The sequence below is a fragment of the Pseudomonas sp. RW407 genome, assembly GCF_003176655.1.
In the GTDB taxonomy this organism is placed as follows: Bacteria; Pseudomonadota; Gammaproteobacteria; order Pseudomonadales; family Pseudomonadaceae; genus Pseudomonas; species Pseudomonas delhiensis.
This window is the reverse complement of record NZ_QGSL01000106.1, coordinates 986,920-995,096: the sequence shown is the minus strand read 5'-3', so window position 1 is coordinate 995,096 and position 8,177 is coordinate 986,920. Positions and strand designations below refer to the sequence as shown.

8 protein-coding genes are annotated in these 8,177 nt (G+C 68.5%); 2 read left to right on the top strand and 6 right to left on the bottom strand.

Translation table 11 applies throughout. The features are described from left to right. Positions 1-27 precede the first annotated feature (27 nt). The 6 genes from DK254_RS21200 to DK254_RS21175 all read right to left on the bottom strand — a co-directional run bounded on the left by DK254_RS21200 (position 28) and on the right by DK254_RS21175 (position 4,963). Positions 28-978: a FecR domain-containing protein gene (locus DK254_RS21200; protein WP_109935351.1), complete on the bottom strand. Its 951-nt coding sequence runs from the start codon at positions 976-978 to the stop codon at positions 28-30. Continuing rightward, entirely contained in the window at positions 975-1,484 is a 510-nt protein-coding gene (locus tag DK254_RS21195; protein WP_109935350.1) for a sigma-70 family RNA polymerase sigma factor, read from the bottom strand. Before DK254_RS21195 ends, DK254_RS21200 begins: the two co-directional genes overlap by 4 nt. 101 nt (positions 1,485-1,585) lie before the next feature. Then, a complete protein-coding gene (locus DK254_RS21190; RefSeq protein WP_089392578.1) occupies positions 1,586-1,852 on the bottom strand; it encodes a PilZ domain-containing protein in 267 nt (88 codons plus the stop codon). A 56-nt stretch (positions 1,853-1,908) separates the two neighbouring features. Continuing rightward, entirely contained in the window at positions 1,909-3,222 is a 1,314-nt protein-coding gene (locus DK254_RS21185) for an Nramp family divalent metal transporter (protein ID WP_109935349.1), read from the bottom strand. 16 nt (positions 3,223-3,238) lie between these two features. Next, positions 3,239-4,126 (bottom strand): lysophospholipid acyltransferase, encoded by an 888-nt coding sequence (locus tag DK254_RS21180; protein WP_089392576.1) that lies wholly within the window; start codon positions 4,124-4,126, stop codon positions 3,239-3,241. A 270-nt stretch (positions 4,127-4,396) separates the two neighbouring features. Continuing rightward, on the bottom strand, positions 4,397-4,963 hold the full coding sequence (locus DK254_RS21175) for a DNA-3-methyladenine glycosylase I (RefSeq protein ID WP_109935348.1): 567 nt from the start codon (positions 4,961-4,963) through the stop codon (positions 4,397-4,399). A 181-nt stretch (positions 4,964-5,144) separates the two neighbouring features. Here DK254_RS21175 and glyQ point away from each other — a divergent pair, with 181 nt between their 5' ends. Then, entirely contained in the window at positions 5,145-6,092 is a 948-nt protein-coding gene (gene glyQ / locus DK254_RS21170) for a glycine--tRNA ligase subunit alpha (protein WP_109935347.1), read from the top strand. After that, positions 6,092-8,146 (top strand): glycine--tRNA ligase subunit beta, encoded by a 2,055-nt coding sequence (gene glyS, locus DK254_RS21165; protein ID WP_109935346.1) that lies wholly within the window; start codon positions 6,092-6,094, stop codon positions 8,144-8,146. The genes glyQ and glyS overlap by 1 nt, the downstream gene beginning before the upstream one ends. The last annotated feature ends 31 nt before the right edge of the window (positions 8,147-8,177 follow it).

Below are 8,177 nucleotides of genomic sequence, written 5' to 3'. Positions count from 1 at the left end.
TTTTTTCGATGAACCGTTGGCGGCGAGTCAGGCGCGGCGTTCCACCGTCACCCAGTAGCGGGTGCGGTAGCTCACCCGCACCGGCAGGCTGCGCTCCAGGGCGGCGAGCACACGGCCGGTGTCGGCCAGCGGGAACACGCCGGTGAGCAGCAGCCCGGCGGCATCCTCGGCGCAGCGCAGCAGGCCGGAGCGGTGGCGCCCCAGTTCGGTGAGGAACTGCCCCAGCGGCTGGCGCTCGGCGATCAGCCGGCCTTCGCTCCAGGCGCTGGCATTGCCGTCGGCGGCCTGCAGCGCACCGATGCCCTCGGCGTTGAACCACAGGCGCTGGCCGGCCTGCAGGCGCACGGCGGCGGCATGCCGCGGCAGGATATCCAGCTGCCCCTGGTAGAGGTCGACGCGGCTGCCGCCGTCCAGTTCGCGCACGGCGAAGCGCGCGCCGCGGGTGCGGATGTCGCCGGCGGCGGTCTCGACCACCAGCGGCCGCGCCTCCTGCACGGCCTGGCAGAGGATTTCCCCGGCCAGCAGGCAGATGCGCCGCTGGCTGGCGTCGAAGCGGATGTCCACGGCGCTGTCGCTGTTCAGGTCCAGCTGGCTGCCATCGGCCAGGCGCAGGTGGCGGCGTTCGCCCTTGGCGGTGCGCTGGTCGGCGAAGGTCTCGCGCCAGGGCAGGTCGCCGGCCAGGTAGGCGCTGCCGCCGGCGGCCAGCAGCAGGCCGAGCGTCTTCAGCAGGTCGCGGCGGCGGCGGTCCGGCAGCTCGCCCAGCACCTGGCGGGCGGTGGCGGCGGGCACGCTGGCCAGGGTGCCCTGCAACTGCTGCAGGCGCTGCCAGGCGCGGCGGTGCTCGGGGTCGGCGGCATGCCAGGCGGCGAAGGCCGCGTGCTGGTCGGTGTCCAGCTCGCCGCCCCAGTGCAGCATCAGCCACTCGCTGGCGCGTTCGACCACGGCCGGGGCCACCGGCGCTTCGGCTGGGCGTTTCATGCTTCGTAGAGCACCTGGTAGCAGGCCTGGATGGCGCGGATCATGTACTTCTGCACCGAGCTGAGGCTCACCCCCAGGCGCTCGGCGATCTGCGCGTAGCTCAGCCCCTCGAACTGCGACATGAGGAAGGCCGCGCGCACCTTGGCGGGCATGCGCTCGAGCATGGCGTCGATACGCAGTAGGGTTTCGACGATGATGGCGCGGGTTTCCAGCGACGGGGTTTCCGGCTCGGGCAGCTGGGCGATGCTGTCCAGGTAGGCCTGTTCGATGCGCTGCCGGCGCCACTGGTCGACCACCAGGTTGCGGGCGATCTGCACCAGGTAGCTGCGGCCTTCCTGGCGGGCCGGGTAGCGGCCGGAGACCAGCAGGCGCAGAAAGGTGTCATGGGCGATGTCGGCGGCACGCTCGCGGTCGCCCAGGCGCCGCCGCAGCCAGCCGTGCAGCCAGCCATGGTGGTCGAGGTAGAGCTGCTGCAGGGATTCCTTCGCGCCAGTTGCCGCCGACATGGGCCGCCCATCCGCTCAATTGATAAGAATTATCATTAACGTCTTGGCGGCGGAATATACGGCCCAGCCGGGGCCGGCGGCAAGCCTGGGCGCGGCGAACCTCAGTCGGAGTCGACGAAACGCAGGCCGGCGCCCTCGGCGTCGGTGCGCATGACTTCCATCTGCAGCACCGGCGCTTCCATGGGCAGGTCCTGCACCTGGCCCTGCACGCGGGTGCCGGGAGGGAGCGCGGCCAGCGCCGCGTGGCGCACGTAGACACCGCCGTCGGAGAGGTCACGGGTGTGGCCGATGACCTCGCCGAAGCTCGCGTGGACGATCTTGATCCTGCACTTCATCGGGGTACGCGGGTACTGCCTCTGATTCGCCATGCTCGGCATCCGTCCGGAATGTCAGCGGCATAGTCGGCCCGATCCGCCGCCGCCGGTCAAGCGGTCAGTTGCCCCAGCAGCCAGAGGTTGGCGCCGCTGATGACGACGAAGAGCAGCCAGGCCAGCGCGCGGGTCGGCCAGCGATTGACGAACTCGCCCATCAGCGCGCGGTCGCCGGTGAAACGGATCAGCGGCCAGAGCGCGAAGGGCAGCTGCAGGCTGAGCACCACCTGGCTGAACACCAGCAGCTTGCCCACCGCCCTGTCGCCCATCAGCATCACCCCCAGCAGCGCCGGGATCAGCGCCAGGGCGCGGGTGATCAGGCGACGCTGCCAGCAGGGGATCTTCATCTGCAGGAAGCCTTCCATGATCACCTGGCCGGCGATGGTGCCGGTGAAGGTGGAACTCTGCCCGGAGGCGAGCAGCGCCACGCCGAACAGTATGGCGGCCAGGCCGGCGCCGACCAGGGGTTCGAGCAGGCGGTAGGCGTCCTGGATCTCGGTAACGTCGGAATGCCCGGTCTCGTGGAAGGCGGCGGCGGCGAGGATCAGGATGGCGGCGTTGATCAGCAGCGCCAGGCTCAGCGAGACCACGGTGTCCAGCCGCGCCAGGCGGATCGCCGAGGCCTTGCCCTGGCTGCCGGCCACCGCGCGGGTCTGCACGATGGAGGAGTGCAGGTAGAGGTTGTGCGGCATCACGGTGGCGCCGAGGATGCCGATGGCCAGGTACAGCGGCTCGCGCTGGCCGAGGGTGTCCAGGCTGGGCACGAAGCCGGCGGCGACGTCCGGCCAGTACGGCTTGATCAGCACCAGCTCGACCACGTAGCAGGCGCTGATGGTGATGATCAACCCCAGCATGATCGCCTCCAGGTGGCGGAAACGCTGGCCCTTGAGGCCGAGGACGATCAGGGTGTCGAGGGCGGTGAGGAGGATGCCGCCGGTGAGGTTCACGCCCAGCAACAGGTGGAAGGCCAGGGCGCAGCCGAGCACTTCGGCCAGGTCCGTGGCGATGATCGACAACTCCGCCAGCAGCCACTGCAGCTTGGCCATGGCCGGGCTGTAGCGCTGCCGCGAGAGCTGCGCCAGGTCCTGCCCGGTGGCGATGCCCAGGCGCATGGCCAGGCACTGCAGGACCATGCCGGCCAGGCTCGACAGCAGCACCACGTAGAGCAGCTGGTAGCCGAAGCCGGAACCGGCCTCGATGGCCGTGGCCCAGTTGCCCGGGTCCATGTAGCCGATGGAGACCAGCAGGCCGGGCCCGGCGAACTGCAGGATGCGCTTCCACAGCGGCGCGCTGGGCGAAACGACGACGCTGCCCCTGACCTCGGAAGGACAGAAGGGCGCGGTGGCGGTGGTCGGTAGTCCCCACATGCTGGCGTCCCTCAGCTCAGTACCACTTGGCTTCGCCTTCGGGGCGCTTCTTGAAGCGCTTCATGGTCCACATGTACTGGCTGGGGTAGTCGCGCACGTAGCGGGCCAGCTCGCGGCTCAGGGCGGCGACCGAGACTTCCATGTTCTTGTCGTACATGTCCGCCGGCGCGGCCTCGAGGATCACCTTGTAGCCGCTGCCGTCGGGCAGGCGCACCGCGTGGAAGAACACCCCGCGGGCCTTGCCGCGCGACAGCAGGGACGGCACGAACTTGCTGGTCAGCGCGGTGGTGCCCAGGTAGGGCACGAACAGCCCCGAGCCCAGGTCCGGCTCCGGGTCGCAGGGAATGCCGACGCAGCCGCCGCGCTTCACTTCCTTGATCACGCTCATGATGCCTTCCGGGGTGGACGGTGCCACGCGGTTGCCCAACTGCACGCGCTGCTTCTTCAGCAGTTCGTCCACCGCCTTCAGCTTCGGCGGGCGGTAGAAGATGATCGGCTTGGCGTAGGAGCAGTAGAAGTGGTTGAGCACTTCCCAGTTGCCCAGGTGGCTGGTGATGCCGACCAGGCCGTCGCCGGAGGCCAGGGCCTCTTCCAGCACCTCCATGCCTTCCACCTCGCGGATGTACTGCAGCGACTTCTGCGGCGGCCAGATCCAGGCGCAGGCGCTCTCGGTGAGGGTCCTGCCGATGTCCATCAGGCTGCGCCCCACCAGCTTGTCCAGCTCCGCGGCGGACAGCTCGGGGAAGCAGTGCGAGATGTTGATGCGCGCCACCTCGCGGGAGCGGTTGGGCAACTTCCACATCAGCCAGCCAATGGCGGCCCCCAGCCCCTGCACCGCCCGCCAGGGCAGCATGGCGAACAGGCGCAGCCCGCCCACCACCAAGGCACCTTTGAATTTCTCCACGGAATGCTCCTTCAGCCGAATGCGCACATTCTAACCAGCGGGCATGGGCGAAGGCGAAAGGCGCGCGGCAATGGGGGCGATAGAAACAGCCTGAATCCACCGTAGGGCGCATAACGCCTACGGCGTTATCCGCCGTTTGGCCTTGGTCCAAGGTAGCTCCGGGTTTGGCCACGGAGCGCCTCTTTCCGAGTGCTCCGAGCTCAACCGCGAAGCCGAGCATGAGCTAGGTGAAACGGCGTATAACCGCGAACGGTTATACGCCCTACGGTGCTACGAACTCCATCCGCGATCGGACAGCTCCGCGTGACGATCGCAATCGAGGGTATGGTCCATCACCATCCCCGTGGCCTGCATGAAGGCGTAGCAGATGGTCGGCCCGACGAAGGTGAAGCCGGCCTTCTTCAGCGCGCGGCTCATGGCTTCGGCTTCGGGCGTCACCGCCGGCACGTCGCCGCGGCCGCTGAAGCGGTTGACCTTCGGCCGGCCGCCGACGAACGACCAGAGGAATTCCACCGGCTCGGGCAGCGCCAGCCAGGCCTGGGCGTTCTGCCGCGCAGCCCTGAGCTTGGCCAGGTTGCGGATGATGCCCGGGTCCTGCATGCGCTGCTCGATCTCCTCGTCGCTCATGCGCGCCAGGCGCTGGGGGTCGAAGCCGAACAGCACCTCGCGGTAGCGCTCGCGCTTGCGCAACACGGTGATCCACGACAGCCCGGCCTGGGCGCCCTCCAGCACCAGCATCTCGAACAGCGCCTGGGGGTTCCTCTGCGGCACGCCCCACTCGGTGTCGTGGTAGGCGATGTACAGCGGGTCGTCGTTGCACCAGAAGCAGCGGGGCATGGCGGTCGTCCTGATGGGCCGGGGGAAACCCCACTATAACCGTAACACTGTATGTAGATACAGTCATCGTACGCTTTCCGCCGCTTGCGGAACCCTCCGAAAATGCGTGTGCACCCCAAGCGGCACGCGGCTTCGGGTATACTGCGGGGTTTTCGTCGCATACCCAGCACAGGTGAAATTCGTGAGCCAGACTACGCCCGCCGTGCGCACCTTCCAGGACCTGATCCTCGCCCTGCAACAGTACTGGGCCGACCAGGGCTGCGTGGTGCTGCAGCCCTACGACATGGAAGTTGGCGCCGGCACCTTCCACACCGCCACCTTCCTGCGCGCTATCGGCCCGGAGACCTGGAACGCCGCCTACGTGCAGCCCAGCCGCCGGCCGACCGACGGCCGCTATGGCGAGAACCCGAACCGCCTGCAGCACTACTACCAGTTCCAGGTGGTGCTCAAGCCCAACCCGGAGAACTTCCAGGAGCTCTACCTGGGTTCGCTGCAGGCCATCGGCATCGACCCGCTGGTGCACGACATCCGCTTCGTCGAGGACAACTGGGAATCGCCGACCCTCGGCGCCTGGGGCCTGGGCTGGGAAATCTGGCTGAACGGCATGGAGGTGACCCAGTTCACCTACTTCCAGCAGGTCGGCGGCATCGAGTGCTACCCGGTCACCGGCGAGATCACCTACGGCCTGGAGCGCCTGGCCATGTACATCCAGGGCGTCGACTCGGTGTACGACCTGGTGTGGGCCGACGGCCCGTTCGGCAAGGTCACCTACGGCGACGTGTTCCACCAGAACGAAGTGGAGCAGTCGACCTACAACTTCGAGCACGCCAACGTCGAGAAGCTGTTCGAGCTGTTCGACTTCTACGAAAGCGAAGCCAACCGCCTGATCGAGCTGCAGCTGCCGCTGCCGACCTACGAGATGGTGCTCAAGGCCTCGCACACCTTCAACCTGCTGGACGCGCGCCGGGCCATCTCGGTGACCGAGCGCCAGCGCTACATCCTGCGCGTGCGCACCCTGGCCCGCGCCGTGGCGCAGAGCTACCTGCAGGCGCGCGCGCGCCTGGGCTTCCCCATGGCCACACCCGAATTGCGTGACGAAGTACTGGCCAAGCTGAAGGAGGCCGAATAATGAGCGCGAAGGATTTCCTCGTCGAACTGGGCACCGAAGAGCTGCCGCCCAAAGCCCTGAAGAGCCTCGGTGAAGCCTTCCTGGCCGGCATCGAGAAGGGCCTGAAGGCCGCCGGCCTGGGCTACTCCGCCGCCCGCTGCTACGCCGCGCCGCGCCGCCTGGCGGTGCAGATCGACCAACTCGCCGTGCAGCAGCCCGACCGTACCGTCAACCTCGACGGCCCGCCCGTGCAGGCCGCCTTCGACGCCAGCGGCAACCCCACCCAGGCCGCCCTCGGCTTCGCCAAGAAGTGCGGCGTGGACCTGGAGCAGATCGACAAGAGCGGGCCCAAGCTGAAGTTCAGCCAGACCATCGCCGGCCAGCCGGCCGCCGGCCTGCTGCCGGGCATCGTCGAAGCCTCGCTGAACGAGCTGCCGATTCCCAAGCGCATGCGCTGGGCCGCGCGCCGCGAAGAGTTCGTGCGCCCGACCCAGTGGCTGGTGATGCTCTTCGGCAGCGAGGTGGTGGACTGCGAAATCCTCACCCGGAAGGCCGGCCGCGAATCCCGTGGCCATCGTTTCCACAACCCGGACAACGTGCTGATCTCCAGCCCCGCCAACTACCTGGAAGACCTGCGCAGCGCCCACGTGCTGGCCGACTTCGCCGAGCGCCGCGAGATCATCGCCAAGCGCGTCGCCGAACTGGCCGCCGAACAGCAGGGCACCGCCATCGTGCCGCCGGCCCTGCTGGACGAAGTGACCGCCCTGGTCGAATGGCCGGTGCCGCTGGTCTGCTCCTTCGAGGAACGCTTCCTCGCCGTGCCCCAGGAAGCGCTGATCACCACCATGCAGGACAACCAGAAGTACTTCTGCCTGCTGGACGCCAACGGCAAGCTGCTGCCGCGCTTCATCACCGTGGCCAACGTGCAGAGCAAGGCCCCCGAACACATCGTCTCGGGCAACGAGAAGGTCGTGCGCCCGCGCCTGACCGACGCCGAGTTCTTCTTCAAGCAGGACCAGAAGCAGCCGCTGGAGGCCTTCAACGAGCGCCTGAAGAACGTGGTGTTCCAGGCCCAGCTCGGCACCGTGTTCGACAAGGCCGAGCGAGTGTCCGCCCTGGCCGCCTTCATCGCCGAACGCATCGGCGGTGACGCGAAGAACGCCGCGCGCGCCGGCATCCTCTCCAAGTGCGACCTGGCCACCGAGATGGTCGGCGAGTTCCCGGAAATGCAGGGCATCGCCGGCTACTACTACGCCACCGCCGGCGACGAGGCCAAGGACGTCGCCCTGGCGCTGAACGAGCAGTACATGCCGCGCGGCGCCGGCGCCGAGCTGCCAAGCACCCTGACCGGTGCCGCGGTAGCAGTGGCCGACAAGCTCGACACCCTGGTCGGCATCTTCGGCATCGGCATGCTGCCCACCGGCAGCAAGGACCCGTACGCCCTGCGCCGTGCCGCCCTGGGCGTGCTGCGCATCCTGATCGAGAAGCAGCTCGACCTCGACCTGGGCGAGGCCATCGCCTTCGCCGTCGGCCAGTACGGCGACAAGGTCAAGGCCGAGGGCCTGGCCGCCCAGGTCCAGGACTTCATCTTCGACCGCCTGCGCGCGCGCTACGAGGACGAAGGCGTCGACGTCGCCGTGTACCAGGCCGTGCGCGCCCTGACGCCGACCGCGCCGCTGGACTTCGACCAGCGCGTGCAGGCCGTGCAGGCCTTCCGTCAGTTGCCCGAAGCCGAGGCCCTGGCCGCAGCCAACAAGCGCGTGTCGAACATCCTGGCCAAGGCCGAGGGCGAGGTACCGGCGAGCGTCGACGCCGGCCTGCTCAACGAGGCCGCCGAGAAGGCGCTCGGCAGCGCCGTGGCGAACGCCGAAGGCGAAGTGGCTCCGCTGGCCCAGGCTCGCGACTACCGCGCCGCCCTGGCCCGCCTGGCGGCCCTGCGCGCACCGGTCGACGCCTTCTTCGAGGAAGTCCTGGTCAACGCCGACGACAGCGCCGTGCGAGCCAACCGCTACGCCCTGCTGGCGAAGCTGCGCGGCCTGTTCCTCGGCGTCGCCGACATTTCCCTGCTGGGCTGACGCCCAGTGGCTACAGGCTTCAGGCCCCAGG

Bases quoted from the DNA above. Each gene is read 5' to 3' on its own strand.
- DK254_RS21185 (WP_109935349.1), bottom strand. From the start codon at position 3,222: ATGTGGGGACTACCGACCACCGCCACCGCGCCCTTCTGTCCTTCCGAG.
- glyS (WP_109935346.1), top strand. From the start codon at position 6,092: ATGAGCGCGAAGGATTTCCTCGTCGAACTGGGCACCGAAGAGCTGCCG.
- DK254_RS21195 (WP_109935350.1), bottom strand. From the start codon at position 1,484: ATGTCGGCGGCAACTGGCGCGAAGGAATCCCTGCAGCAGCTCTACCTC.
- DK254_RS21200 (WP_109935351.1), bottom strand. From the start codon at position 978: ATGAAACGCCCAGCCGAAGCGCCGGTGGCCCCGGCCGTGGTCGAACGC.
- DK254_RS21190 (WP_089392578.1), bottom strand. From the start codon at position 1,852: ATGGCGAATCAGAGGCAGTACCCGCGTACCCCGATGAAGTGCAGGATC.
- DK254_RS21175 (WP_109935348.1), bottom strand. From the start codon at position 4,963: ATGCCCCGCTGCTTCTGGTGCAACGACGACCCGCTGTACATCGCCTAC.